At 40.7% G+C, this 26303-nt stretch carries 31 protein-coding genes; 19 read left to right on the top strand and 12 right to left on the bottom strand.

Annotated elements, in window-relative coordinates:
* Positions 1-6 precede the first annotated feature (6 nt).
* Positions 7-504: a chemotaxis protein CheW gene (locus PHAL_RS0108800; RefSeq protein ID WP_016708027.1), complete on the top strand. Its 498-nt coding sequence runs from the start codon at positions 7-9 to the stop codon at positions 502-504.
* Positions 505-520: 16 nt separating this feature from the next.
* The gene (locus PHAL_RS0108795; RefSeq protein WP_016708026.1) at positions 521-925 is read left to right on the top strand and encodes a DUF2802 domain-containing protein; all 405 of its coding nucleotides are present in this window, start codon (positions 521-523) and stop codon (positions 923-925) included.
* A 31-nt stretch (positions 926-956) separates the two neighbouring features.
* Here PHAL_RS0108795 and PHAL_RS0108790 read toward each other — a convergent pair whose 3' ends face one another.
* Together PHAL_RS0108790 and fliK are read right to left on the bottom strand one after the other, a co-directional pair.
* Positions 957-1265 carry an EscU/YscU/HrcU family type III secretion system export apparatus switch protein gene (locus PHAL_RS0108790; protein ID WP_016708025.1) on the bottom strand — a complete coding sequence of 103 codons (309 nt, stop codon included), beginning with the start codon at positions 1263-1265 and terminating at the stop codon, positions 957-959.
* Between the two features lie 3 nt (positions 1266-1268).
* The gene (fliK, locus tag PHAL_RS0108785) at positions 1269-4034 is read right to left on the bottom strand and encodes a flagellar hook-length control protein FliK (protein WP_016708024.1); all 2766 of its coding nucleotides are present in this window, start codon (positions 4032-4034) and stop codon (positions 1269-1271) included.
* 103 nt (positions 4035-4137) lie between these two features.
* Here fliK and ccmA point away from each other — a divergent pair, with 103 nt between their 5' ends.
* From ccmA to PHAL_RS0108735, 10 genes are read left to right on the top strand one after another with little or no spacing between them, the layout of a single operon-like run.
* Positions 4138-4758, top strand: coding sequence for a cytochrome c biogenesis heme-transporting ATPase CcmA (gene ccmA, locus PHAL_RS0108780; RefSeq protein ID WP_080571520.1), 621 nt, complete (start codon positions 4138-4140; stop codon positions 4756-4758).
* The gene (gene ccmB / locus PHAL_RS0108775) at positions 4758-5444 is read left to right on the top strand and encodes a heme exporter protein CcmB (RefSeq protein WP_016708022.1); all 687 of its coding nucleotides are present in this window, start codon (positions 4758-4760) and stop codon (positions 5442-5444) included. The genes ccmA and ccmB overlap by 1 nt, the downstream gene beginning before the upstream one ends.
* 1 nt (position 5445) lies before the next feature.
* Positions 5446-6183, top strand: a complete 738-nt coding sequence (locus PHAL_RS0108770) for a heme ABC transporter permease (RefSeq protein ID WP_016708021.1) — start codon at positions 5446-5448, stop codon at positions 6181-6183.
* Between the two features lie 2 nt (positions 6184-6185).
* Entirely contained in the window at positions 6186-6389 is a 204-nt protein-coding gene (gene ccmD, locus PHAL_RS0108765; RefSeq protein ID WP_016708020.1) for a heme exporter protein CcmD, read from the top strand.
* Positions 6386-6865: a cytochrome c maturation protein CcmE gene (gene ccmE / locus PHAL_RS0108760; RefSeq protein WP_016708019.1), complete on the top strand. Its 480-nt coding sequence runs from the start codon at positions 6386-6388 to the stop codon at positions 6863-6865. Before ccmD ends, ccmE begins: the two co-directional genes overlap by 4 nt.
* A 1-nt stretch (position 6866) precedes the next feature.
* The gene (locus PHAL_RS0108755) at positions 6867-8834 is read left to right on the top strand and encodes a heme lyase CcmF/NrfE family subunit (RefSeq protein ID WP_029216088.1); all 1968 of its coding nucleotides are present in this window, start codon (positions 6867-6869) and stop codon (positions 8832-8834) included.
* Positions 8831-9403, top strand: coding sequence for a DsbE family thiol:disulfide interchange protein (locus PHAL_RS0108750; RefSeq protein ID WP_016708016.1), 573 nt, complete (start codon positions 8831-8833; stop codon positions 9401-9403). The genes PHAL_RS0108755 and PHAL_RS0108750 overlap by 4 nt, the downstream gene beginning before the upstream one ends.
* Entirely contained in the window at positions 9400-9861 is a 462-nt protein-coding gene (locus tag PHAL_RS0108745) for a cytochrome c-type biogenesis protein (protein ID WP_016708015.1), read from the top strand. The genes PHAL_RS0108750 and PHAL_RS0108745 overlap by 4 nt, the downstream gene beginning before the upstream one ends.
* A complete protein-coding gene (gene ccmI / locus PHAL_RS0108740; protein ID WP_016708014.1) occupies positions 9862-11166 on the top strand; it encodes a c-type cytochrome biogenesis protein CcmI in 1305 nt (434 codons plus the stop codon).
* 11 nt (positions 11167-11177) lie between these two features.
* The gene (locus PHAL_RS0108735) at positions 11178-11909 is read left to right on the top strand and encodes an MlaA family lipoprotein (RefSeq protein ID WP_016708013.1); all 732 of its coding nucleotides are present in this window, start codon (positions 11178-11180) and stop codon (positions 11907-11909) included.
* A gap of 76 nt (positions 11910-11985) precedes the next feature.
* Here the strand turns inward: PHAL_RS0108735 and PHAL_RS0108730 are convergent, their stop codons facing one another.
* Entirely contained in the window at positions 11986-13212 is a 1227-nt protein-coding gene (locus PHAL_RS0108730) for an EAL and HDOD domain-containing protein (RefSeq protein ID WP_016708012.1), read from the bottom strand.
* 387 nt (positions 13213-13599) lie between these two features.
* On the opposite strand from PHAL_RS0108730, the gene putP reads away from it, so the two are divergent.
* Complete coding sequence (gene putP / locus PHAL_RS0108725; protein WP_029216087.1) at positions 13600-15114, top strand: sodium/proline symporter PutP; 1515 nt, start codon at positions 13600-13602, stop codon at positions 15112-15114.
* Between the two features lie 101 nt (positions 15115-15215).
* On the opposite strand, the gene PHAL_RS0108720 is transcribed toward putP, so the two are convergent.
* Complete coding sequence (locus PHAL_RS0108720; RefSeq protein WP_016708010.1) at positions 15216-15539, bottom strand: YebG family protein; 324 nt, start codon at positions 15537-15539, stop codon at positions 15216-15218.
* A gap of 263 nt (positions 15540-15802) precedes the next feature.
* On the opposite strand from PHAL_RS0108720, the gene PHAL_RS0108710 reads away from it, so the two are divergent.
* Positions 15803-16099 (top strand): ComEA family DNA-binding protein, encoded by a 297-nt coding sequence (locus PHAL_RS0108710; RefSeq protein WP_016708008.1) that lies wholly within the window; start codon positions 15803-15805, stop codon positions 16097-16099.
* A 42-nt stretch (positions 16100-16141) separates the two neighbouring features.
* Here PHAL_RS0108710 and PHAL_RS0108705 read toward each other — a convergent pair whose 3' ends face one another.
* Entirely contained in the window at positions 16142-16444 is a 303-nt protein-coding gene (locus tag PHAL_RS0108705) for a hypothetical protein (RefSeq protein ID WP_016708007.1), read from the bottom strand.
* Entirely contained in the window at positions 16444-16956 is a 513-nt protein-coding gene (dsbB, locus tag PHAL_RS0108700; RefSeq protein WP_016708006.1) for a disulfide bond formation protein DsbB, read from the bottom strand. The genes PHAL_RS0108705 and dsbB overlap by 1 nt, the downstream gene beginning before the upstream one ends.
* A 330-nt stretch (positions 16957-17286) precedes the next feature.
* Here dsbB and fadR point away from each other — a divergent pair, with 330 nt between their 5' ends.
* Positions 17287-18000, top strand: a complete 714-nt coding sequence (fadR, locus tag PHAL_RS0108695; protein ID WP_016708005.1) for a fatty acid metabolism transcriptional regulator FadR — start codon at positions 17287-17289, stop codon at positions 17998-18000.
* Here the strand turns inward: fadR and PHAL_RS24240 are convergent.
* Positions 17997-18143 carry a hypothetical protein gene (locus tag PHAL_RS24240; protein WP_157589013.1) on the bottom strand — a complete coding sequence of 49 codons (147 nt, stop codon included), beginning with the start codon at positions 18141-18143 and terminating at the stop codon, positions 17997-17999. The genes fadR and PHAL_RS24240 overlap by 4 nt on opposite strands.
* Positions 18144-18234: 91 nt before the next feature.
* Between PHAL_RS24240 and PHAL_RS0108685 the strand changes: the two genes are divergently transcribed.
* Positions 18235-18840, top strand: a complete 606-nt coding sequence (locus PHAL_RS0108685; protein ID WP_016708003.1) for a peroxiredoxin C — start codon at positions 18235-18237, stop codon at positions 18838-18840.
* 61 nt (positions 18841-18901) lie between these two features.
* Here PHAL_RS0108685 and PHAL_RS0108680 read toward each other — a convergent pair whose 3' ends face one another.
* Positions 18902-21499 carry a TonB-dependent receptor gene (locus PHAL_RS0108680; protein WP_016708002.1) on the bottom strand — a complete coding sequence of 866 codons (2598 nt, stop codon included), beginning with the start codon at positions 21497-21499 and terminating at the stop codon, positions 18902-18904.
* A gap of 186 nt (positions 21500-21685) precedes the next feature.
* Positions 21686-22162 carry an SsrA-binding protein SmpB gene (smpB, locus tag PHAL_RS0108675; protein ID WP_016708001.1) on the bottom strand — a complete coding sequence of 159 codons (477 nt, stop codon included), beginning with the start codon at positions 22160-22162 and terminating at the stop codon, positions 21686-21688.
* A gap of 146 nt (positions 22163-22308) precedes the next feature.
* On the opposite strand from smpB, the gene PHAL_RS0108670 reads away from it, so the two are divergent.
* The gene (locus tag PHAL_RS0108670) at positions 22309-22746 is read left to right on the top strand and encodes a type II toxin-antitoxin system RatA family toxin (protein WP_016708000.1); all 438 of its coding nucleotides are present in this window, start codon (positions 22309-22311) and stop codon (positions 22744-22746) included.
* The gene (locus PHAL_RS0108665) at positions 22746-23075 is read left to right on the top strand and encodes an RnfH family protein (protein WP_029216086.1); all 330 of its coding nucleotides are present in this window, start codon (positions 22746-22748) and stop codon (positions 23073-23075) included. Before PHAL_RS0108670 ends, PHAL_RS0108665 begins: the two co-directional genes overlap by 1 nt.
* 271 nt (positions 23076-23346) lie before the next feature.
* Here the strand turns inward: PHAL_RS0108665 and PHAL_RS0108660 are convergent, their stop codons facing one another.
* Positions 23347-23706, bottom strand: a complete 360-nt coding sequence (locus PHAL_RS0108660) for an outer membrane protein assembly factor BamE (protein ID WP_016707998.1) — start codon at positions 23704-23706, stop codon at positions 23347-23349.
* 119 nt (positions 23707-23825) lie between these two features.
* Between PHAL_RS0108660 and PHAL_RS0108655 the strand changes: the two genes are divergently transcribed.
* A complete protein-coding gene (locus PHAL_RS0108655; protein ID WP_016707997.1) occupies positions 23826-24146 on the top strand; it encodes a GIY-YIG nuclease family protein in 321 nt (106 codons plus the stop codon).
* Here PHAL_RS0108655 and PHAL_RS22900 read toward each other — a convergent pair.
* Both PHAL_RS22900 and PHAL_RS0108645 read right to left on the bottom strand, forming a co-directional pair.
* Positions 24121-24864, bottom strand: a complete 744-nt coding sequence (locus tag PHAL_RS22900) for a M28 family peptidase (RefSeq protein WP_016707996.1) — start codon at positions 24862-24864, stop codon at positions 24121-24123. The genes PHAL_RS0108655 and PHAL_RS22900 overlap by 26 nt on opposite strands.
* Positions 24865-25030: 166 nt before the next feature.
* Positions 25031-26230: a tetratricopeptide repeat protein gene (locus PHAL_RS0108645; protein WP_016707995.1), complete on the bottom strand. Its 1200-nt coding sequence runs from the start codon at positions 26228-26230 to the stop codon at positions 25031-25033.
* Between the last annotated feature and the right edge of the window lie 73 nt (positions 26231-26303).

The following is a 26303-nucleotide window of genomic DNA, read 5'->3' as shown; positions in this document are numbered from 1 at the left end:
ACTAACATGAGTGAACAAAGATTATTATCAAGCAGTAAAAATACCGATGGCAATGATAAAGTGTTGCAGTGGGTCACTTTTAAATTGGAATCAGAAACCTATGGCGTGAATGTAATGCAGGTACAAGAGATTTTGCGTTACACTGAAATTGCGCCAGTACCTGGCGCGCCAAGCTATGTACTTGGGATCATAAACTTACGTGGCAACGTTGTTACTGTAATTGATACCCGCGCACGGTTCGGTTTAATGTCAGCAGAAACGACTGATAATTCACGCGTTTTGATCATTGAAGCTGAAGAGCAGGTCATTGGTATTCTTGCTGATAGTGTGGCAGAAGTCGTTTATTTACGTAGTTCAGAAATTGACAGCGCACCGAATATTGGCACAGAAGAAAGTGCTAAGTTTATTCAAGGTGTGAGTAACCGTGATGGCGAATTATTGATTTTAGTTGATTTAAACAAATTGCTAAATGATGAAGAGTGGGACGAGCTGAGCGGCTTATAGCGCTTACGGAAAAACTATGTTGTTATACTCGTTGCTAGGCGCCTCATTATTACTTGTTTTAGTATGTTTGGGGCTAATTTTTATTAATAACAATAAACAGGTTGCGGCGTTAAAAAGTAGAACACTGCAACTACAAGAAGCACAACAACAGCTAAGTATTTTACGCAGTGAAGTTGCTGAAATGCGCACCGGTATGCTCAGTATTGGCAAACGGTTAGTTGCTGTAGAAGAGCGTAATCAGGAATTAGCGCAATTACAAGACGCGCAAAAATATGATGATCCTGATGCTAAAATTTACTCGCGAGCAGTAAAAATGGTTGAATTAGGGGCAGATATCGAAGAAATCATTCGTGAATGCGAGCTGCCACGTGCCGAAGCTGAATTACTAATGTCGTTACACCATCAAAAAGGCGCGAGATAGCGCTTTTTTGTTACCGCTGACTTAAAGCTATTTACGCCTTAATATTTAACTTGCCCTGAAAGTCTTGCCAGCCCGGTGGAAATTTCCCTCGTAGCACATACGAAAAAGCAATTAACTCGGCAATTACATAGTACAGCTCTTTGGGGATCTCCTCACCAAGCTCTAAATGCGATAATGTTTTTGCTAAGGCCTCATCCTTATGGATCAAAATGCCTTTTTCTTCAGCCGCCCTGATAATTTCTTCCGCAAGTTCACCAAAGCCTTTACTGGTAACCGTTGGTGCGCGGCCTGCTTCGTAGAGTAAGCCAATTGCAGATTTATGCTGAGAATTGTCACTCATAGTCTAAACCTTAATATTAATGATGGCATGGGATTGGTAAAAAGCTTGGTGTTGTGGTGCGCCTTGACTAAGTGTCATTTCGCCTACTTGCAAGCCGTGAGCGGTTAGTTTATGACGCAGGCTCTCAAGGTGAGGGTGGGCCAAAGCGGTGACATCTTGACTTGACGCGAGTAATTGGCAGTCGAGTGCTTTATCCATTAACTCTGCGGTGATCTGCAACTGACCAAGCTCAGCATAGTCAAAATTAAGCCGCACAAACCAAACATTTTTTCCTTCGAGTTTTTCTTTACTGGGTTTTTTATATTGCCCTAACGATATTTCAGTTTGTGCAGCTTCAGGCGGCAAGCGCATAGGTAGTAAGAATTGTACCAGCGGGTTTGTATCTGGTTGCTGATTGATTGGCGTACTATTTACTTGGCTGATTGCCGTTTTTATTTGGCTCAGCTCTGCGGCTAATGCTTGCGACTGTGGTTGTAATAATTGCTCTTGCAGTTTTTGCGAATTAGTTGCTTTAAAATTTGGTACTAATACCTGAAGTAGCGCATCTAAAGAACTTTGACTATTAAAGTGTAAGGCACTGATATGTGCCAAACTAGGCGCAGCTAAAATACCCACCGTTAACTGTTCAAGCGCTTGGCTAAAACTATTTTGCAGCGCACTGGCGCTTAAGCTTTCAGGGCGCAACACGCTGAGTATTTCTCGTTGAATAGTGAGCGGTTGCAACGATTGACTATCAATCATGCGGCTAAAAGCCTGATTAACAAGCCGGTTTAAATCAATATTTTCGCTGACTTTACTCGTCGCAAACTTATCAATTTGTGCAGCAATATGCTGTTTATCGTTATGTGTAGCTACTTTAAAGTTTGGCAGTGGTTTTTCTATGGGCATCCTTAAAAGTGGGGCAAGCAATTTTGCCTCAAGAGGCAAGCTGATTTGGCTCGCTGGTAGAAAATCGGTTATAGGAGCTTTAACCGCCCCCATAGTTAGGGGAGGCGCCGTTATGCTAAGAGGAAGGACACCTGTCACTTTTTGCGTTTTGCTCTCTAAATCCGCTATTTTTGGCACAGGGATGTGCTGGTGCTCTGCAAGCGGTATGCGAGTTTTAGGTGCTGTTTGACTGGCGCTCTGCTCAGCGTTAGGTTTACTTGTTTTATAAAACTCAGACTGTGGTGACTGCAATAAGGCTGCTGCTTGTTTACTTAGCGTTTGGGTTGTTTGCTCTTTGGTCATTGGCGAAGTAACGAAAGGCATAGTTTTATCTATATTAGTCTGTATAGAGCTGGTTGGTTGAGTGTATTTGCTATTGGCTGAGGGTTTCGCCATGGGGGGTTGCGTTGTAATTGTTTGCTTTTCTGTATTTGGTTGTGTTGCTGCTTGGGCTACTTTTTTGTCAATCTGGCTTGGTTGCATAGGTGAAAAAGCAAGTGTGTCTTTAATAGGTGAATTTATGTGTACTTTGCCATCAGTTAGACTTAAAGCGGGCTGGACAGGAGTTGTAATACTCGCTAACCCTGCCTTTAGTTGCTGAAATAGCTGTACTAAAGGCGGTGACTGATGAAAATGTTTCGGCAGTGCCGTGCCTTGACTGATATCGGCTACGAGTGGTTGAACCTGGCGAGCTGCCATGGCAGAAAGGTTTATTTGGGTAAGTGATTTAGGTAATAAGCTAGGCGCCATTTTGGTAGTTAAAGGCTGTTCAAGTGGCGGCTGAGGTGTTGCTGTTGCATTTTGTTTGTGGGTTGTACTTAGATGGTTAAATGGTTTGCTTTCAAAATAGCGAACCGCATCTGTAACCCGGGTTTTTAAATCGGCAAAACTATGCTTTAACCAAGAGCTGATCGGACTATTATTTGCCAGCGATGGGCTGATAATTGTTGCGTGTGTCTGTGTGCTTAAAGGCGCCAACTGTTGGCTTTTTTGCAGCAAAGAATTAAACGTCGTCGCTAATGAGTTTTTTAATTGCAAGGTTATTTTTGGCTGTTGGGTTTTTATAATTAATTGTTCATTAAGTGCTGTAAGTTGAACTTTTTGTGCCATTACATCAGGTTGGTTTTGCCCAAGGGGAAGATTACTTTGCAGTGCCTTCGTTGCGAGCTTAATATTGCCATTATAGTTATTAAAACTAAGTGCTGCGGTGTTCTTATTTAATGTGAGTTGCCCGTGTGGGACTAATTTACTCAACCAAGCTACAAGTTTTGCTTGGCTTATAGGTTGTTGATGCAGTGTATCTGCAAAACGATTAACCACACTTAAAGTAAAATTGCTCTGATTTGCGGTAATAATGGCTTTTAGCCCTTGTTCATTGTGAAGTAGTTGCGCGACTTCTTTATTAATAGGTACACTGGCTTGTAATTGAGTTAATACTAGTTTTGCAACGGGCTGTAGCGTGATCTGTAATGGCAAAGGTTTATTATCAACCTGCTCACCAGTGTTTATAAAGTTTAAAAGACTTTGTAATTGGTTAGTCTGACGCAGGCTAATTTCAACTTGTTTTGGGGTAATGGAGAGTTGTTTTCCATCTTGGCTGAGCTGAATATCGGCACTGGCAATTTTAGGAAGGTTGCTTTGCGATTCAGTGGTGGCTAAGCGGAGGGTTTGCCAATGCTTGTCCACGTACACCTCCATTTGTACTGAGCCTTTAGTAAACACAATATTTTTAGCACTGAGCGTTTGATCGCTCAGGTCGGGTATTTGCTGTGCTGTAGCATTGTGTGACGAATGGCTGACAGAAAGCGAATTTGCTAATGTTATCTGTGTAGGTTTATTCATTATTTTAAATCAAGTTTTTCACTAATCGGTGCAAAGCATTATTCGTATTACCCTATCATTATGCTAGACTAACGCCTAATTTTGGGTATAGAGAATCATCATCTTGTTACACATTAAGTCCGTCACCTGCATCAAGCAAGACCGTTGTTTATTTGCGGATCTTAATTTCCGTTTGAAATCAGGTCAAATTATGCAATTGGCAGGCCCAAATGGGGCTGGTAAAACATCATTATTGCGTATAATCGCGGGTTTCTCTACGCCCGATGAAGGACAAGTGATTTGGCAAGGTGAATCTATTGCAAAAAATTATGATGAGTTTGCCCGTGAGTTATTGTTTATAGGTCATAAAACTGGCGTGAATGGTCAGCTGAGTGCGATTGAAAATGTACGGTTTTGGTTACAAATACAAGGTTATGACACTAAGCAAGACCTCTACTCGCTATTGGCTAAAATAGGCTTAGTGGGGCTTGAAGATGTACCTGTTCGTACTTTATCTGCGGGGCAACAGCGTCGTGTTGCGCTGATCAGGTTGTGGCTTAACAATGCCAAATTATGGGTGCTTGATGAACCTTTTACAGCGTTAGATAAAGCAGGTATTGCATTTTTACAGCAGCGTTTTTTATCCCATTTAGCGCAAGGTGGAGCAATTTTATTAACCACCCATCAAGACTTAACAACACACTTTAATGAGTTACAAACAGTAACTTTGGAGTACCGACACTGATGTTACGTCAGCATTCATATTGGCAGCTTTTTAGTGCTGTATGCAAAAAAGATTTACAGTTGGCATTTCGTCAGCGCGCTGAAATAGTAAACCCTCTCCTTTTTTTCTTAATTGTGATTACCTTATTTCCGTTAGCAATTGGCCCTGAGCCCGGTCTACTCGCGCGTATGGCACCTGGGATTATTTGGGTCGCTGCTTTGCTATCTACTATGCTGGGCCTGGATAAGTTATTTCGTGAAGATTTTAATGATGGCAGTTTAGAGCAGCTGATCGCCTCATCATACCCGTTATCCTTGACTGTGCTTGGCAAAGTTGTCGCTCACTGGATCATCACGGGTGTGCCTTTGGTGCTAATGACGCCGTTATTTGCTTTGTTATTAAATTTAGATAATCAAGCATTGCTAGCAACGGTGCTTACGTTGTTGTTAGGTACGCCATTACTGAGTTTTATCGGCGCCATAGGCGCAGGGCTTACCGTGGGGTTACAAAAAGGCGGGATTTTGATGAGTCTGCTTGTGTTACCTTTGTATATCCCAGTATTAATTTTTGCAACGTCGGCTATTGATACCAGTACTATGTCACTGGATTATAGCGGGCAGCTTGCCATCCTTGGTGCGATGCTCGTTATTGCCGTAATTAGCGCACCAATCGCCATATCGTCAGCATTGAAAGTGAGTGTAAGTTAATATGTGGAAGTGGTTACATCCCTACGCTAAAGCAGAGCGTGCATATCAATTATGTAATACGTTACTGCCTTATTTTGCCGTGATAACGGTAGTCTGCATGCTTGTTGGTTGGGTCTGGGGGTTAGCCTATGCGCCTGCCGACTATCAGCAAAAAGACAGTTATCGCATTATCTTTATTCATGTTCCTTCAGCTATTTTATCGATGGGGGCTTATTCATCAATGGCCATTGCCGCAGTGATCGCCTTGGTATGGCAACTTCGTAATGCCGAGTTAGCAGTAATAGCCATTGCACCTGTCGGTGCATGTGTGACAGCAATAGCACTTATAACTGGAGCTGCATGGGGTAAACCTATGTGGGGCGCATGGTGGGTTTGGGATGCTCGGCTTACTTCAGAGCTTATTCTATTGTTTTTATACTTAGGTGTGTTGTCTCTTTATCATGCCTTTGAAGATAAAAAAGCAGCGGGTCGAGCTGCATCTATTTTGGCGATTGTTGGGGTTATAAACCTGCCAATTATCCATTTTTCGGTTGAGTGGTGGAACACCCTGCATCAAGGTGCCACGATTACTAAGTTTGACACGAAAGCCATTGATTCCAGTATGTTTTGGCCATTAATGGTAAATATAGTCGCCTTTGCTGGCTTTGTTGGCACGGTGACATTGATGCGTCTTAAAAATGAAATTTTACAACGTGAGAAGCACCGCCCTTGGGTGCGTCAGTTGTTAAATAGGGGCTAATTATGCAGTTTGATTCTTTTTCTGATTTTATTGCCATGGGCGGTTACGGCTTTTATGTATGGCTTTCTTTTGGTACATGTGCATTGATTTTATTGGGTATTTTATTAAGTTCTTTAAACGATACTAGGCGAATTATGGCTTCTGTGCAGCAACAAGCTGAACGTGAAGCACGTATTCAGCAGGCTAAACAGGAGCAACAGGTATGAACCCAAGACGCAAAAAACGTTTGTTAGCTGTAACAGCGATTGTATTTGGTGTTGGCGCTGTGATTGGTTTGGTGCTGTACGCGTTACAAGAGAATATCAATTTATTTTATACCCCGAGTGAATTAGTCGAGGGTAAAGGCCCAAATAAAGAAAAACCCCATATTGGTCAAAAATTACGTATTGGTGGCATGGTAGTACCGGGCTCTGTGATAAGAGATGAAACCAGTTTACAAGTGAGCTTTAAGTTAATTGATACAGGCCCTTTGGTGACCATTAAATACCAAGGTATTTTGCCTGACTTATTTCGTGAGGGACAAGGGATTGTAGCTCAAGGTGTGTTGGTTGAACCTAATGTAATAGAAGCGTTTGAGGTTTTGGCTAAGCATGATGAAGAATACATGCCAGCCGAAGTTGCTGAAGCGGTGAAAGGGATCAAACATGAAAAACCTAAATACAACTTAGAAAGTGGCAATTAAGATGATCCCAGAAATCGGTTATTTTTCCCTTACACTGGCCATGGTGCTTAGTGTTTTATTATGTATTTTTCCGTTATGGGGTGCCCATACTGGTAATTTACGGTTAATGCGCGCTGCGCCTTCATTAGCTGTTGGGCAATTTGTATTTGTATTAATTTCGTTTGCGGCGCTAATTTATGCAAGTTTAACGGATGACTTTACTGTTGCGTATGTCGCATATCATTCAAGCAGTACCCTGCCTTGGTACTATAAAATCACCTCAACGTGGGGCGGCCATGAAGGCGCTATTTTGTTGTGGTTAGTGATGCAAGCAGGTTGGACTGCGGTGGTTGCACTGCGCTCTACTTCATTGCCTTGGATTTTGCGTGCTCGTGTTCTCGGCGTACTGGGTTTTTTAGGGGTTGGCTTTATGCTTTATACCCTCTGGATGTCGAACCCATTTGAGCTATTGTTGCCATATTACCCTGTGGAAGGGCGCGATCTTAATCCGTTATTGCAAGATCCAGGTATGATCATTCACCCGCCATTGTTATATATGGGCTATGTTGGGTTATCTGTTTCATTTTCATTCGCTATTGCCGCGCTATTAACCGGTAAGCTTGATAATACTTGGGCAAAGTGGTCACGTCCGTGGACTATGACCGCATGGGGCTTTTTAACGTTAGGTATTACAATTGGTAGCTGGTGGGCTTATGCCGAGCTTGGCTGGGGCGGTTGGTGGTTCTGGGATCCAGTTGAAAACGCATCACTTATGCCGTGGTTAGTCGCGACCGCGTTGTTACATTCACTGTCAGTGACTGAAAAACGAGGTGTGTTTAAATCTTGGACCGTACTACTTGCCATTGCTGCATTTTCACTGAGCTTATTGGGCACTTTTATTGTTCGTTCAGGCATTATTGTATCTGTACATGCTTTTGCCACCGATCCTGACCGCGGCTTGTTTATTTTGGCCTTTTTAGCAATTGTTGTGGGTGGTGCACTTACTTTATATGCCTTTAGAGTTGCGCAAGTACGCAGTGAAGGACGTTACAAATTAGTGTCACGAGAAGTATCACTGTGGCTAAATAATATCTTCTTAGTGGTAGCAACCTTTATTGTGCTACTGGGGACTTTACTGCCTATGGTGCATAAAGAACTTGGGCTTGGTAGTATTTCTATTGGTGAACCATTCTTTAATAAAATGTTTGCGATTTTACTCGTTCCTTTCGCCATTTTAATGGGCATAGGGCCCTTGTTACGTTGGAAGCAAAATAAGTGGGCTTTTTTACAAAATAAATTACTTATTGCAGCGCTTATGAGCATTGTAATTACCGCTGCTTGGTTGTTTTCAAGTTATGCCGTTGTAGCCCCGCTTACATTATTAGCAACCACACTTGCGGTCTGGATTGTTATTACTACAGGCGTTGATCTATATACAAAAGCAAGTGTACAAACTAGTTTCAGTCAAGGCTTGAGACGCTTAGGGTTGAGTTATTGGGCCATGGTATTAGGGCATGTAGGTATCGCTTTTGTTATTGCAGGCGTTACCTTAACTTCTGCGTACTCTGTTGAGCGCGATGTCTCAATGAAGCCGGGTGAAATAGTGCAATTAAACCAGTATCAATATCGCTTTGAAGGCGTTAATACAATTCGCGGGGCAAACTACAGTGGCCATGCCGGAGAAGTTAGCGTGCTGAAAAATGATAAGTTAGTCACCATATTGCATGCTGAAAAGCGTCGTTATGATATTGGTATGCAGTTTATGACTGAGGCTGCGATAGATGCCGGCTTTACCCGTGACTTATACCTTGCGCTAGGTGAACAGCTAAGTAACGGCGGATGGTCATTACGTATCTATCATAAACCGTTCGTGCGCTGGATGTGGATTGGTGGTGTGTTAATTTCATTGGCAGGTTTTATGATTTTAGGTGATAGACGCTACCGCACGAGTAAAAAGAAGTCTGATAAATCAAAGGAGCAGTTAGTATGAATCGTAAATTATTAGCGCTGCTACCTTTGTTGGCATTTGTTTTAGTTTGTGTGTTTTTATTTCAGGGGTTGTTTTCTAACCCACGCGAAATTCAAACGGGGCGTTTAGGTCAGCCAATGCCCGCTTTTGATTTACCTGATCTAATGCAGGATTCAAAGCGTTGGCAAGATAGCCAATTAAAAGGTGAAGTATATTTGCTTAACGTATGGGGTACTTGGTGCCCAACCTGTTTAGCTGAATTAGATTATTTAACTCAACTGCGTGAGCAGGGCGTTAAAATTATCGGGCTTTACTATGTACAAAGCTATGATGCTGACTTTGATGGTGAATTTGATATATCAGCACTACGCGAAGAAGTAACATCGATGTTAAGTCGTGCCGGTGATCCGTATCAATTTAACATGCTTGATTTACACCGTACGCTCGCACTTGATTTAGGTGTCTCTGGTGCACCGGAGACTTTTTTAGTGGATAGTAAAGGCACTATTTTATTACATCATACTGGCGATATTAACCCGCGAGTTTGGCGCGCTAAATTTGCGCCTCTGATGCAGGAGTTACAGCCATGAAATATATTTTAGTTGTTTCAATGTTATTTATCAGCGGGATGGTTATGGCTGAGCAAGATCGTTACCAGTTCGATAATAACGAACAAGCACAACGTTTTGCAGAGTTGACCAAAGAATTACGTTGCCCTAAGTGTCAAAATCAAAATATTGCCGACTCAGACGCCGTGGTTGCCAAAGATCTTCGCGAAAAAGTGTTAGCTTTAGTGAAAGAAGGTAAATCCAAAGACGATGTAATTGAATATATGATTGACCGCTATGGTTATTTTGTTCATTACGATCCTCCAGTAACACCAGCGACACTAGTGTTATGGGTATTACCTGTATTGATTGTGGTATTTGGTTTTAGCTCCATTATTTTTCGTCAGCGAAAGGCTGCAGTTAAGCAAACTTGGAGTGAACAAGATGAGGCGTTATTAGCCAAGCTTATTGCTCAAAATGAACGTCAGGAGCAGATTTAAATGATACTAATGTGGGTTGCTTTTGCATTATTAACCTTATTAGCTGTGGCGTTTGTCGCTCTGCCTTTTTTAAGTAAAGAGCGGGTACAAAGCCTTACTTATAATGCTAACTCTGAGCTTATTGCTATTTATCATCAGCGTCTTGGTGAGTTAGCTGGTGAGTTAGCAAACCAACGTATTGATCAAGTTAATTATGATGAATCAGTGGTTGAAGTTAAACGCCGTTTACTTAATGAGTTATCGCCTGAAAAATCATTGATGAGTAAAGGTAATAACCGTATTTTTGCATTCACAGGAAGTGCGTTTCTAGTGGTCTTTACGGCTATTTTCTATACCGCAACGGGATCGCAGCAGCAATTACAAAATTGGCACACTGCCATGGATAATTTACCTGCTTATGGTGAGCGAGCCGTAATGCAGCAAGGTGAGCCACTAACACAAAATGAATTACAGGCATTTGCTTTAGGGTTGAGAACTAAGCTCGCGCAAAACGGTGATGATCAAGTTGCGTGGATGCTGTTAGGTCGGGTTGCTATGTCATTAAACGAATTAGACATGGCCCAGCAGTCATTTGATAAAGTGTTGCGTATGGATCCGGATAATATGTCTGTGCTAATCAGTTATAGCCAAGTGCTTTTACTGGACGGTAGTGAAGCGAATATGACGCGTGCAGCAGGAATGCTCTCTAAAGTGTTAAAAGCTGATCCAACTAATCTAGATGCAATTTCCTTATTAGCGTTAATTGCTTATGAGCGTCATGATTGGCTTCAGGCAAAAGCGGCTTTTGAAGTACTGTTAAATAGCATGGATGAGCAAGACTCGCGTTATAGCATGATTGCCCAGCGCGTTACTGAAATTGAACAAAAGATAGCAGCTGAAAATAGTGAACAAAACGCTCAACTTACACCGGTAGCACAACCTCAAGCGCAAGGGGAGAAAGATAATTCAAATGCTGCAACGAGCGCTATTAACATCACGATTGAACTTGATCCGCAATTAGTTGATAAGCAACCGGAGCAAGGGACCTTGTTCGTATTTGCTAAAGCGGCGAGTGGCCCAGCTATGCCTTTGGCGGTCGTAAAGTTAACAGATTACCGTTTTCCAATTACAGTACAGTTAAGTGATAGTAATGCCATGGTAGCGGGTTTAACCCTCTCAAGTGTTGAGGAAATAACCTTAACAGCTCGTATTTCGAAAGATGCTTCGGTGATGCCTTCAACGGGTGAGTTAGAAGGGCGTTCAGCTGTATTAAAGCGCAGCCAGACCAAGGCCTATGATTTACTTATCAATGAATTAATACCTTAAAAGGATCAAAGATGTTAAGACAGAGTTTAGTTTTATTGGGGTTCCTTGTGCTCGGTGGATGCGCACAAGTCCCTGATGAAAAAATAGATGAACGGGATCCGTTACAATCATTTAACCGTCCAATGTATGACTTTAATATGGATGTGCTAGATGCATATGTGTTGCGTCCTGTCGCTGTTGGTTATGTCGCTGTAACACCGACACCGGTGCGCCGTAGTGTTGTTAATTTTACAGATAATATTAGTGCGCCAACGGATGTTATTAATGCCACCTTGCAAGGTAAGCCCGCGAATGCAGGAATTAGTGTTGCGCGATTCTTAGTTAATTCAACCGTGGGTATTTTTGGCTTGTTTGATGTCGCTACCTCACTGGGTTTAACAATTGTTGACGAAGACTTTGGACAAACACTAGGTGTATGGGGAATTGGTGATGGTGCTTACCTTATGCTGCCTGGCATGGGCCCTTCAACAGCACGTAACTTAACCGGTGATGTGGTTGATAACTTTGTGCTACCCGAGATTGCCTTAACAACCCCGCAAACCATACTTGTATTTGCACTAAAAGCTGTTGAAGCACGTGCATCTTTAATTCCGCAAGAAAGTTTACTAAATGAGTCACTCGATCCGTATATTTTTATGAAGGATATTTACTTCCAGCGTCAGCTATACGAATTACATGACGGGAACCCACCGATCGAAGAAGAGCCTAAAGATTTCGATGAAGACTTTTTAGAAAGCCTTTAATCTGAAAGTGATAACTAAAAATGCCAGCTTCAAGCTGGCATTTTATATTCTGTTTTGGGGTAGCTACCATTATGGGCTAACTATTACCCAGTATTTTCATTTGTTCATTCGCCCAGCTAACAGCATCGTGGTAAGCATCAGGTACTTTTTCAGCGGCTAAGCCTAACTCAGCTTGAATTGCATTTGCACCTTGCCAATTAGCTTGCTCATACTGTTTCACTAACCGTAAATACTGGGCCAATAAGCCTTCATCATTTAATAATGCTAACTTGATGTCATTTGATAATGGCAGCTTTTTCATTACGCTTGCCATGTCCTCATCTAAGATTGCATCCATTAATGACATCATCCCGGTGAGAAAAGCCATTCCTGTGTCTTTTAGTTTATTATGGTTTATTGCTAATAGCTCAGTAAAACGTGCCCTCGTTAGGGAAAGCCGTATTAATTCTGCTGGCTTATCACCCGCGACTTGGGCGGCAAATAATAATGATAAGAACTTTTTGATCTCTTGTGCACCTAATACGATAAGTGCCTGTTTTATAGTGCTGATCTCCGCTCTGCGTGTAAATGCTGCCGAATTACTATAACGTAATAATTTATAAGACAGATTGACATCTCGCTCAAATACTTCGGTAACTTTCTTTAAATTTATCTCAACAACAGACGTCTCATAAAGTAGCTCTGCTAACGCGATTTCAGATGGTGGTAGGGTTTTACTTTGCACCATTTCTGGTTTGGAAAAGAAAAAACCTTGAAAGTAAGTAAAGCCAAGGTTTAACGCTAATTGGTACTTTTCATAAGTTTCTACTTTTTCAGCTAATAACTTTATATGCGGGTAGGGTTTAATTTCTTCGATGATGGTATTAATGGTAGCCAATTCGCAACTTAGAAAATCTATTTTAATAATATCGATATAAGGGTAAAAATGACGCCACACAGGTTGATGAATATAGTCATCCAATGCCAATGTGTAGCCTTTTTCTTTTAATTCTTTAACTATTGCGAGCAAACGCTTACCGGGTTGAATTGTTTCAAGTATTTCTACAACAATTTGGTCTTTACCCAGTAGGGTTGGGTAGCCTTTTTGTAATGTCTCAAGAGTAAAATTGATATACGCAGGTTTATTATCGGTGAGATCTTCCAAACCAAAATTAAATTGACTCCCTTCAATTAGCCTCGTTGTTGCCTCATCGCCATCTATATCAGGGAATACATTATCAACGCCGTCACGAAAGAGTAACTCATAACCTACAAGTTCTTTGTTTCGGTCTAAAATTGGTTGGCGTGCAGCATAAAAATACATAAACAATGGATCCACATCAGTTAAACGAGTACTTGGGCAATATAAGGTAAAACCGCATAAATAGCATTAATTATCTTCACAATATAAATACTAAAGTATTGATTATTTAAGTAATCATTGATCTAATCCTAGGGTAATTAAGCATTAATTACCATATTCAATAGTTAAATTATTGTTCAACTCGTAAAAGCAGCTTTACCAGCTACAGTTGTATGATGAGCGCAGCAATTGGAGTTATTCACCCTTGGCATGATATAGTAAATTTCTAGGATGGTTTTTACACCAATAATGACTTTATATTACATTGGCTTTAAAAAATTGTGAGTCATTATTAGGATTGAAAGCCAGATTTTAACTTCAGAGTTGGAGGCAAATTTGGAAACTGGAATGATTATTTCTTTAGCTGCGTATTTTATCGTAATGCTAGGTATTGGCTTATATGCATATAAGCAGTCGACTGCCGATGTATCTGGTTATATGCTGGGCGGACGAAATTTATCTCCAAGCGTAGCTGCGCTGTCAGCCGGTGCATCGGACATGAGTGGTTGGTTACTTATGGGATTACCCGGTGCGATGTATCTATTTGGTTTGAGTAAAGTATGGATTGCTATAGGGTTAGTACTCGGCGCTTGGGCTAATTACTTTTTAGTCGCTCCTCGATTACGTGTTTATACTGAAAAAGCAAATGACTCAATTACGATACCGGATTACTTCGCAAATCGTTTTGTAGATAATAAAAATATTCTTCGTGTTATTTCTGCAATCATAATCATTTTATTCTTTACTTTATACACCTCATCAGGCGTAGTTGCTGGCGGTAAATTATTTGAAAATTCGTTTGGCATGAGTTATGAAATGGGCTTGTATGTAACCACTGGTGTTGTGGTTGTTTATACGCTATTTGGCGGCTTTTTAGCTGTAAGCCTGACGGACTTTGTGCAAGGGTGTATTATGTTTTTATCCTTGTTAATCGTGCCTTTAGTAACTTATAGCATGTTAGACAACTCAGTCGTTGATACGCTTTCTACAGCAACCTATGATCTATTGCTTAGTAATCCGAAACCAAGTGAACAAGTACCATTGGATATGCTTAACTGGTTTGCTGGTGGTTCAGTTATCGCCATAATTTCAGCCCTAGCATGGGGTTTAGGTTATTTTGGGCAACCGCATATTATTGTACGTTTTATGTCTGTACGTTCAGTGAAAGATATGCCAACGATGCGTCGAATTGGTATGTCGTGGATGACGCTTTCGGCTATTGGTGCAGTGTTAACAGGATTGTTTGGTGCAGCTTATATGATTGAAAATCAAATGCTGATTGACGACAAAGAAACCATCTTTTTAGTATTATCAGAATTAGTATTTCATCCGTTAATTGCTGGTTTTTTACTTGCAGCTATTTTAGCTGCGATCATGAGTACTATCTCCTCTCAGCTATTAGTATGTTCAAGCTCACTGACTGAAGATTTCTATAAAATCTACTTAAACCGCAGTGCATCACAAACAGAATTAGTTCTAGTGGGCCGAATTAGTGTGTTGTTAGTGGCCGTATTCGCTATTTATTTGGCCTATGATCGCGATAGTTCGATTTTAGACTTAGTGAGTAATGCCTGGGCAGGTTTTGGCGCTGCATTTGGCCCATTAGTATTGCTTAGCCTTTATTGGAAACGAATGAACCTTCAGGGTGCAATAAGTGGTATGGTAGTGGGTGCTGCTACTGTTTTGGTTTGGATTTATGCGCCTATAACCATTAACGGTCAGTCACTAAGCAGTATAATTTATGAAATTATTCCTGGCTTTATTTTATCAAGTATCGCAATTATAGTGGTTAGCTTATCAACACCACCTCCTAGTAAAGCGATCACACAATTATTTGATGAAGTTGAGGGCTCGTTGAGTTAACAACTACAACAGGTATAACAAAAAAAGGAGCTTAGATAAGCTCCTTTTTTTATCAATCAGGTGTGACTACTTATCCCAATCGACTTAAATATTTAACCATTTTAGCTAGCAGCCTTATCCGTGTTTGCTTTTAAGTCAGATACATTCTCAGCTGCTTTCTTTGTTTTAGCCGGGGCTGCTTTAGCGGGGGCTATATCTTTTGCGCCTTTGAGAACATTGATAAAGTCGTCTTTACTCTTAGCAATCTCTAGAGCAAGCGATTCAATTTGTTGTTCACTTAAAGGGACATCTACTTTTTCTAGCATTACTTCAAGTGACTCTGCTATATCAAGCATCTTGTCATATGCATCTGCTTCTTTTTTAGTAGTAAACGTCATACGCTCGACTCCGTTTCTTTCTACAACATATTTAACAACAACAGCCATGATTTCTCCTGCCAATTTGCTTGGTGAATAATACCTTCACCTTGATTGATTACTGTTTTTATGTACAGTAATGGTTTGTTGGTCTTTTTGCAAGGAGACATTTTTATTTTTTTACTTTGGGTACATTGACAAATGGGTACAATTTTACTTTATTTAAATAGTCGCACTTTTTCAGTATGACTTTATTTGGATGTAGTCCAAAAGTGAGGGCGCTTTTATCAACTATTAACTGAGTCCACGTATGGATATCATGGAGGAAAAGCATGAAGTTTTTAACTTTAATAGTCGTTGTATTCGGTCTTGCTATTTCATTACCTAGTAATGCAGCTGTGAGTAAAGTAGAGGCAACCGAAAGTGCAGGAAAAACACAGCTAATCAATGTTAATCAAGCAACAGTTGAGCAACTTAGTCAGCTACCGGGTATAGGTAAATCTAAAGCACAAGCGATTGTTGACTACCGTACTAAGCAAGGTAAATTTAAATCAGTTGCTGATTTGGCACAGGTGAAAGGAATTGGCGATAAACTCGTCGCTAAATTAGAAGGGAAAGTTAAGTTTTAAGCAGTTAAATATTAATTAGTTAAACATTAAGAACAGGGCGAACTATTCGCCCTGTGTAAACTCTTTAATCGCGTGCTGTAAATGACCTTTAGCAAATTGGATCTCTAAAGGGGTAGTTAGTAAAGGGTAAGCTACACCGGTTAGTAGTAATGCTGGTAACAGCAACCAACCTTCAATATACGCTAACGATAAAAATACAGGGGTCAATAAAAGTAACTTTAAAATACGCAAACTGATTTTTTGCATCGGCGTTAAGTGACTTAAAGCTAAGGCAATAATTTGCTGACGTTGGCGTATTTTAAATGGTTTTAATGGCGTCACTTGGCTTGAAAAAAATGTCATCATCACAGTGACTTTTTAATGATTAAGCGGCTTGCGACAACGCTTATTAGTACCAATGTAAATGCACCAAAAATCACTTCCATCCAAGCAGGCATACTCAAACCTGCAAACTGCCAATCAATATTGCCACAGTCCCCGGTAGCTGCAAAAAACTGAGGGATCCATTCATGCAGTGGGATTGGGAAATTTGGCTCAAACTCACAGCTAAATGCAAAAGGGTCGGTTGTGGTTTGCATCTCGATATGTTGGCGAGCAATCAGATAACCCCAAATACTGGCAACGGCCCAGCTTAATAAAGCGCTAACACGGATTATCATGTTAGTAGGCTTTATTGCGCCAATAATGCCTGCAAAGAGTAGGCCTAACATTGCGGTTCGTTGATAGATACACATAATGCATGGCTCTAAGCCCATTTGGTACTGAAAAAATAAAGCAACCACTTCAAATGTAAATGCTGTTACTGCTAATAAAACCCAAGGTGTGCGTTGTTGCGCTAAATTTGCTAACCAATTCATAGTATTTCCAAATATTAATATATCAATGAGATTATGACTTAGTCATTAAACTAGGCGCAAGGGTAAATATGCTTTGTGACTATAAAAGCATATTTATGGCGGCTGTTTAATTACGTTTATGTAAATAAGTTTCAGTTATTTGCTTGATGGAGTGTTTGTTTCTGCACGTGAGGGGGAGAGTAATTATAAAAATACTGGCAGACATATATTGCGCAGTGGCCATTAATGATTTAATGAAGTGACTTTACTTGTTAGTTTTGCTTCATCTGGTACAATCAGTCAGTTAATCGTTTTTAAGTGAAGTAGTGTGATAACTCGAGTGGGAATTGAATGAGAATTTTTAAAGCGAAAAGTCCAGCAGGATTTGCAGAAGAGTATATTGTTGAGTCAATTTGGAATGGGGATTTCCCTCCGGGTTCTATTCTTCCTGCTGAGCGCGAGTTATCAGAATTAATAGGTGTTACACGAACCACCTTACGTGAAGTATTGCAGCGTTTAGCCCGTGATGGTTGGCTGACAATTCAACATGGCAAGCCAACGCGTGTTAATAACTTCTGGGAAACATCAGGGCTTAATATTCTAGAAACATTAGCGCGTCTTGATGAAGATAAAATGCCAGAGCTGACAGACCAATTACTTTCTGCCCGCACTAATATTAGCGCTATTTATACTCGGGCGGCAATTAAACTGGCACCTGATAGAGTGATTGAAATTTTATCTCAAAGCGATGATCTTGAAGATAGTGCACAAGCATTTGCTGATTATGATTACAAAGTGCATCATGAGCTTGCGGTTGCTGGAAATAATCGTATTTATGTGCTTATTCTCAATGGTTTTAAAGGTTTTTACTCGAAAATTGGCTGTCATTACTTCTCAGATCCAGGCACTCGCCAACTAGCACGCCAGTTTTATAAAGACTTAACGATACTTGCTGAAAAACGTGAACATGATGGCGCTATTTCCATGATGCGTAAATATGGTCATCAAACAGGTGAGATTTGGCAAAAAATTCGTGGTGATATGCCCGAAAATATTATGGATTAGTAATCCCCACTGCTAAAAAAGCCTGCTTCAGCAGGCTTTTTTAATCCTTTCACGCCATGTTCTATATTTTCGATGGCCGACATCGGAAAATACGATTGTTCTTTTAAGTCACTAGTCTCTAAAATATTTTGACAATTATGCATGTCAGCCCTTGGTATTTTATTTTTAGATCCCATATTAAAGGCAAGCATTGCGTAAGCAATTAAAAGCAAACTCAAATATTTGGAGAATAAAATGGGTGTATTAGTAGGCCGCCAGGCACCAGACTTTACCGCTGCAGCAGTATTAGGTAACGGCGAGATCGTAGATAGCTACAATCTTCACGAAACAATCAAAGGTAAAAAAGCAGTTATCTTCTTTTACCCACTAGATTTCACTTTCGTATGTCCTTCTGAATTAATTGCTTTTGACAAGCGTTATGAAGAATTCCAAAAGCGTGGCGTTGAAGTAATTGGTGTTTCAATTGATTCACAATTCTCACACAACGCATGGCGTAACACGGCTGTTGCTGATGGTGGTATTGGCGCAGTTAAATATGCACTAGTTGCAGACGTTAAACACGAAATCTGTAAAGCGTATGATGTTGAGCATCCAGAAGCTGGCGTTGCGTTTCGTGGCTCATTCTTAATTGATGAAGAAGGTAACGTACGTCACCAAGTAGTAAATGACTTACCGCTAGGTCGTAACATCGATGAGATGCTACGCATGGTTGACGCGCTAGCGTTCCACAGTGAGCACGGTGAAGTATGTCCTGCTGGTTGGACTGAAGGTAAAAAAGGTATGGATGCAAGCCCTGCAGGCGTTGCTAAGTTCCTTTCTGAAAACGAAGGCGACCTATAATCTAGGCTCTTGTTTTTAATAAAAACCCGCCAAATGGCGGGTTTTTTGTTAGCGAGTAAAACTAGAAAGAAAACGACACTTTAGTGTAAATATAACGACCACGCGGATTATGTACTGCCGATACATAGCCATATAAATCACTATCGCCATCACCGATAGCAAATGGTGGCTCTTCATCAAATAAGTTATTTACACCAATCGAAATTTTGGTTGACTCGGTAATACGATAAGCCGTTTGCAAGTCAACTAGAACTTGCGAATCAACCATTCTCGATGTGTTGCTATCAAAATCCAGCGTGCCGTCAAAATCAATATCAGGGGTATCTTCAAACTCACCAATATAACTGATATTTACATTAGTATTGAATTCGCCAAGCTCCCAATTAGTTGAAAACATCCAACGATGTTCAGGGTAACCATATTCACCGGTATAATCGCGGTCATCTTTTTCAAACTTATCTTGGTATGCCCATTCTAAGTTGAACTTAAGTAAACCTAAATCATCTAATGAATGGTTATAATTTGCTGAGAAATCAACACCAGACACTTCCTGCGACGAGACATTCTCAAAAGTACTGTGAATTTTTTGGATCACCCCTAAACTTTGCCCACCTTGCGGAGGCAGGCGAACGCAGATGGTACTATTTTGGTTGTTACATTCTGCATCATAAATTGGGCCGAATGCCTGTTCATCGATTTTATTATCTTGAGTAATACTCCATACATCAATGCTAAAGCCAAGTTCAGCCATTGGCGCCCAAATAAAGCCAACGTTCCATGATTCAGACTCTTCAGCTTGTAAATCAGGGTTACCCGCAAATTGGATGTTGTAATCAAGAACACCACAATCTTCTCCTGTTGCAGCACAGCGGTAACTATCAATGAAGAACTGACTTTCTTCTGAAGGACCTAGGCCAATTTGTGCTAGTGAAGGGGCTCTAAAACCTTGTGCCCATGAGCCGCGAACGGTAATTTCATCGCTAGGAGCCCAGCGCAGTGCTACTTTAGGATTTGTTGTGGTGCCAAAATCGCTATAATCATCGTAACGCCCAGCTAGTTGTAATTCTAAGCTATCCGCTAATGGAATAGAGAACTCAACATAGGCTGCGTACTGATCGCGCTCAGCGGCCGCAGACACGGACTCAGTACCAAAAATTAGGCCGCGTTGAAATTGATCATCTGGAATATCACTGACATCCTCTTCGCGGTACTCTATACCGGCTGCCATCATAACTATATTGTCACCAAAGCTAAACGCTTCCCCGGTAATGTTGGCATCAAATGAAGTCATATGTGATTCACCACGGCGAACTAAACTAGTGGTAATACGATCAATGACGGCAGGATCATTATAAGTGCCGCCAAAAGGGTTGTAGTTACCAGCATTTATTTCTTGCTGTAAAAAATCAGTTCTTACCCAGCCTTGAGTTCTATCGCCAGTTTGCATAGATTTACTACGGCCTTTTTGTACTGCAGCTTCCCAACTCCAATCGCTAATTTCGCCACGAAGGCCTGCAACAAAACGCAATGTATCAGATTCAATATCCCATTGACGGGCACCGGCATCTACTGTTCTGTAACGGCCTATTTCTATATCCTGGCCAAACGGGTTGTTAGGGTGACTTCCCGGAACTGTTAAACCTGCGTCTTCATCCAGTGGTGTTGGAGCACCTGCTGCAATCGAAGTATTATGTTGAACAGCTATTTCCATAAAAGCGGTTATTCCGTTATCAAAGTTATATTCAAACTGAGAAATAGCACCAACACGCTCAGAAGCAGGGGCAATATAGCCAAATGGGCCGTAATCGAATAAGCAACTGCCACTAGATGTGGCACTTTCAGCTGGACAATCTGGGTCGATAGTCTTTACGCCGTCAACGTAGAAATAACCAGGAAAGCCACGAGATGATCGAAAGTCTTCACCACCATTCGCTGTTTGATCGGCTGTGCCTAAGCGGCCCATTTCACTTGACGATAAAGAGGTGTTTTTAAAATAATCAACGATCACTGACGCGCTGCTTTTTTCGTTTGATGTCCCCCAAACAATACTTGCCGAGGTTTCTTCATAGTTAGGGCCGTCAGTGCCGCCGTAACCTAAATTCACTTCTAAACCATCGATATCTTTTTTCAAGATAATATTCACTACACCGGCAACGGCATCGGAACCATAAATTGCAGAGGCACCGTCTTTCAGAATATCAATACGCTCAATAGCCGAAACTGGGATGCTGTTGATATCAACAAATGAGTTAGTGATACTCTCAGCAAATGCGCTGATAGCCACTCGACGACCATTAATTAACACAAGCGTTGCATCTGCGCCAAGACCACGTAGTGATACTGCCGCAGAACCATTGGCTGTAGAATCTTGGTTGTTACCGCGGGTAGAGAATGTGCCATTGCCAGCAACAGGCATTCTTTCCAGTAACTGTTGTAGGTTGTCATAACCCATATTATCAATATCGGCGCGGCTAATTGATTGTACTGGGGAAGGGCCTTCAATATCAGTACGTTTTATTCGAGAGCCCGTGACTTCAATGCGTTCAACTGTTTTTGCTTCGTCAGCAGCAAGTGATTGAGAAGTATAACATGCTGTTGAAAGTGCCAGAGTTACACAAGCGGTGAGCTTTGGTTTAAATGGGAGTATTCTGTTCTTCATCCTTAAATCCTTGTTGTCATGATAATTATAATTGGTACTGAAACCGGTAACATGAATATCATGTAATTATTATGTTGTCAAGCTGTTTAAATTTGGAGCTGTAATCAATACAGTTACTAAGAGTTTTTAAGGAAGAAAATAAAAACGCCTAACTGAGTTAGGCGTTTTTAGGGGGTAAGATGTATATTAAACTTTGTGCTTCATTAACCGTTCTTTTTCGCGAGACCAGTCTTTGTTTTTGCCGTCTTCGCGTTTGTCATGCATTTTTTTACCTTTACCTAAGTGGAACTCTAGTTTCACCCAGCATTTTTTCCAATACATGGCGGTGGCAATTAATGAATAGCCGTCACGCTCAGTTGCACCAACTAAACGGTCCAGCTCGCGTCTGCTTAATAATAACTTGCGATAACGTAATGGATCGCAAATAACATGGGTTGAAGCGCTATTGAGTGGCTGTATTTGACTGCCAAGCAAAAACGCTTCGCCATTTTTAAGGTGAATGTACGTTTCAGAGATGTTTACTTTGCCCGCTCGGATGCTTTTTACTTCCCAGCCTTGCAGTTCAACACCTGCCTCAAACTTGTCGTGTAAAAAATACTCATGACGCGCCTTTTTATTGAGCGCGATAGTATTACTTGTCGATTTAGAATTTTTCTTAGCCATAGTGGCCCATATTATACGTAAAGCTCTGCTTTTTACATCGATTTTTTATTTTTGCCTGTAAAAAAATGTCTGTAAATAAAGCGCCAGGAAAGTTTGGGGAAAAACGCAAAGCTTGCTAAAATTCGCCCACACAGTTGGGAGTGAGTATGCCACAAATAGAAAAAAGTGCGCTAGTAATGTATAGCAGCAAAGAAATGTTTGATTTAGTCAATGATGTGGATGCTTATCCTGAGTTTTTACCCCATTGCTCAGATGCGAAAGTTATCGCTTTGCAAGACAATACCATGACCGCCAGTTTAGAAATCTCTAAAGCAGGCATAAAAAAATGGTTTACGACAGAAAACACATTTGAAGACGAAAATACCGTGATATTGCGTTTAGTGGATGGCCCATTTAAAGCGCTACAAGGGCGTTGGCATTTTCAAGTGTTAGATGATAATGCTTGTAAAGTTCAGTTACAGCTTGAGTTTGAATTTGCCAGTAAGCTTATTGAGCTGGCATTTGGTAGAATATTTAATGATGTTGCAAAAAACATGGTAAATGCCTTTACTCAGCGAGCGAAACAAGTATATGGACCACGATGATGATAAAAGTTGAAGTAGTATATGCGTTGCCAACAACCGCAACCAGTTTACTCGTTGAAGTGCCAGCAGGGACAACGGCTGAAGAGGCTGTGATCCAATCAGGTATTCTTGCTAAGTGCCCAGAGATTGACGGTTTAGCACTTACCTTAGGTATTTGGAATCGTACCTGTAAGCTTAACCAAGTGGTTGAGGATGGTGACCGAATTGAAATTTATCGACCTTTAATTGCAGACCCTAAAGACGCGAGGCGTAAACGTGCTGAAAAAGCAAAAGACGAAGGTCGTGCAAATAAAGTCACCGGTGGGCGGCCTTTGGATAAAACGAAGTGATAATACCAATCGACTTAAATATTTAACCATTCTAGCGGGCTAAATAAAGCGCTAACTGCGTTATAAATTTTTCATGTACGACTGCATGGATGCAGGAGGTAGAGCAATGCAGGAGCAATTGCCGAGAACAACTAGATGTCAAAATTTATGCCTTGTTATCACGCCATTTATCTGTCGCTATAAATGGTCAGTAACTTAACACGATTGGTATAAAACTAAAAAAGGTTAGCTGTAGCTAACCTTTTTGTTATCATTTTGTGCACTTTTCGCACTACTGTTCAAGCGGAGTGTTAAACTCAGCTGGTTGTTCATAGTCACCGCTAATTGACTGCAGTTTTTCATTTTCAAATACAACCGTCAGTGATTTGCGTTGTTCATTATCACGGCCAAGGTTAAAAGAGTATAAATAGTGCCACGTGTTTTTATCGAAAGCGTCTTCAGCAACGGGTTTGCCTAATACATAAAGTACTTGCTCTCGGGTCATGCTGACGCGAAGTTTATCAACATCGCTTTGTTCTAAAAAGTTACCTTGTGGGATATTGATACGATAAACCCAACTAGAACAACCTGCGGTTGCACTTAATGTGAGAGCAACGATAAGCCAAAGAGAAAAAGTTTTTAACGACTGCATTGTTTGTTTGGATCCTTATTTTTTATAAACTGCATGATACCGATTAGTCACTTAAGGTAAAACCCTTTTAGGCAATTGTTTGTGACTTAATTTTAACTATTGATGTTTGGAGCATAATTTTGACCTCGCAGTCAGCTAAAAGTTTAACTAACGCGAGAAATAGTACACAAATCAATATCGCGATTTGGTCGCTTTATATTGTACAAACTCGTTTCGGCCATTGGTATACAGGGATCAGTACAAATGTAGCGAAACGTTTTGCTACACATCAGGCCGGTAAGGGAGCCAAAAACTTAAAAGGAAAAGGGCCGTTGATACTCATTTATCAATGTGAAGTGGGCTCTCGAAGTGAGGCGACAAAGCTTGAAATAAAAATTAAACAATTAAGCAAAGCGCAAAAACGCGAATTTGTTGCTACTGGGCAGCTTCCGTCAGTTTAGTCATATCAAGTTGCTGAATAAATTGTGTAATATAATTGACCGCCTCAATGTATAAGTTTTGATCAATATTACTTAGCAGATCAGAGCGTTGGTGGTGATGCGGATCATAACCCATCCCAAAGTAGATATAAGCAAACCCCGCTTTAGCAAAAGCATAATGGTCGCTTGCTCGGCGCCAATCTATATTACTTCCTTGATTGAGCCGGTTCATCGTATTAGAGGAACTGGTAACTTTAATCTTTATCGTATCGCTGGTGATAGCAGATAATTGACTTTGTAATGCATGGCGCTGTGCATAGGATGTAAATGCGTACAAGGTCTTATCTGCTCTACTCACGGCTAACATATCTAAATTAATGTTGAGTATGGTGACGGAATCGTCAGGGGGTAACTGGCTTACAAAAAATTTTGCCCCATGTAAGCCATTTTCCTCAGCATCGGTTGCAACAAAACTAATTTGAAAGGGTAGGATTGTTTCAGCAAACTGTGCAGCTAAAAATAGTAACGCGCTAACACCACTGGCATTGTCATTGGCGCCAGCATATAAGCTATCACCTTGCTTACCTAAATGATCGTAATGAGCTGTGAGTATCACATGAGCTTTGACGGGGTGTGAGGGCATTAAAGTGGCCACTACATTCTGCCCTGACATTTCAGTAAAAAAACCAGCGGTATAGCTAAACGGTTGTAACTGACTTTGATAGCCAAGTTGCTGCAAGCGTCGATTAATATACTCAGCGCTGGCAACGGCATCAGGCGTATTGGTTTTACGGCCATTTAAGGCCGCTGAGCTTAGGTAATTTAAGTCACAAATGAGTTGCTGGTTTGCATTGTTTGCATAAGCGGTAACAGAAAATAGAATACTCAGGATCAGAATAATTAGCTTAATGGTTATCCACCTTGGCAGTCATTTCACTGAGAGCCTGTAGTTTATTTTGATAACGCTGTTTGTCGTGATCAAAATCAGCGTACTTATTAGCAAAACGCAGTTGCATATATGCTTGCTTAAAATCACCTAATTGATAATAGGTACGTGCCAAACCAAAGTAGCTATCATGGATCTGTCTATCAATAAGTTTGGCTTTGTTAAAGTGTTTAATAGCATCTTGATAGTTTTTAATCAGGTACGCATCGTTACCTAAAGCAACATGATAATAGGGATTAGTTTGACGTTTTAAGTCAAGCTTAGTCAAAATCTCATCAGCAAGCTCACCTCGTTCGGTAAGTTGATACAGCAGTGCTAAATTGCCCAGTGCAGTGTTATTGTCAGGGTTTAGTGCTATTGCAAAGTTATAGGCTAGTTCGGCGTTCGCGTATTGTGAATGTAAGCGCAGCAACACCGCTAAGTTCCCCCAAGCACCTGAATAACTTTCATCTACTTTAGTAGCGGCTAAATAATAGCTGTAAGCTAAGTCGTACAGACCATTTAGCATCGCTGTTGCGCCTTTGTTATTATAAAACATAGCTGTAATTCGCTGCTTTGTGATTGGTGTTGTTTTAAACTTCTCACTACGCGAGTTGGGATCAAAGTCAATAATGAGTGAGTTTTCATTATTATAAAGATAAGTAACATTGCTGCTGGTAGAAGTATTACGTTGCTGCTTAACCACTAAATTTATATGCCCAGTTAATAAATTATAGCCGTTACTTACTGCCCAATACTCTGGAATATGCACTGTCTGAAATTGTCCGTGCAGGCCTAAATATTCCGCCATGCTATAAGCTAAAATTGATAAAGATAAACAATTGGCGTTTAAATCATTGTATGCTTGATTGGCTGTTAAGGTCGCCCCAGCTTGATATGATAATGATGCATCACCATTTTCTAGTAAAAAGTTTAACAATTTCTTAGTGTTATTTAGATTGCGCTTATTGCTTGGAAAGGCTAAATCAAGCTGTTGAGTTATTTTATCGTTTAAAGCGAATATTTCAGCATGGCTCTCTACTGGGTAGACCGTGAAGGATGGGTTATTTGCCACTATCGGTGCAGTGAGTAATGGGATATTAGATGTATTAGTGCAAGCTGATAAAAAGCACAATACGCAAATAACGGCTAACTTAGAAGAGCTAGTTAATGTTGTCATAATCACACCCCAACTAAATACTGACTTATTAAGTTTAGTCTATTTTTAGTTGGCGTGGATTTTAACTGTTACA

The sequence above is a fragment of the Pseudoalteromonas haloplanktis ATCC 14393 genome, from assembly GCF_000238355.1.
Lineage (GTDB): Bacteria > Pseudomonadota > Gammaproteobacteria > Enterobacterales > Alteromonadaceae > Pseudoalteromonas > Pseudoalteromonas haloplanktis.
Note: the sequence above shows the minus strand (reverse complement) of the source record. Positions and strands in the feature narration are given on the sequence as shown.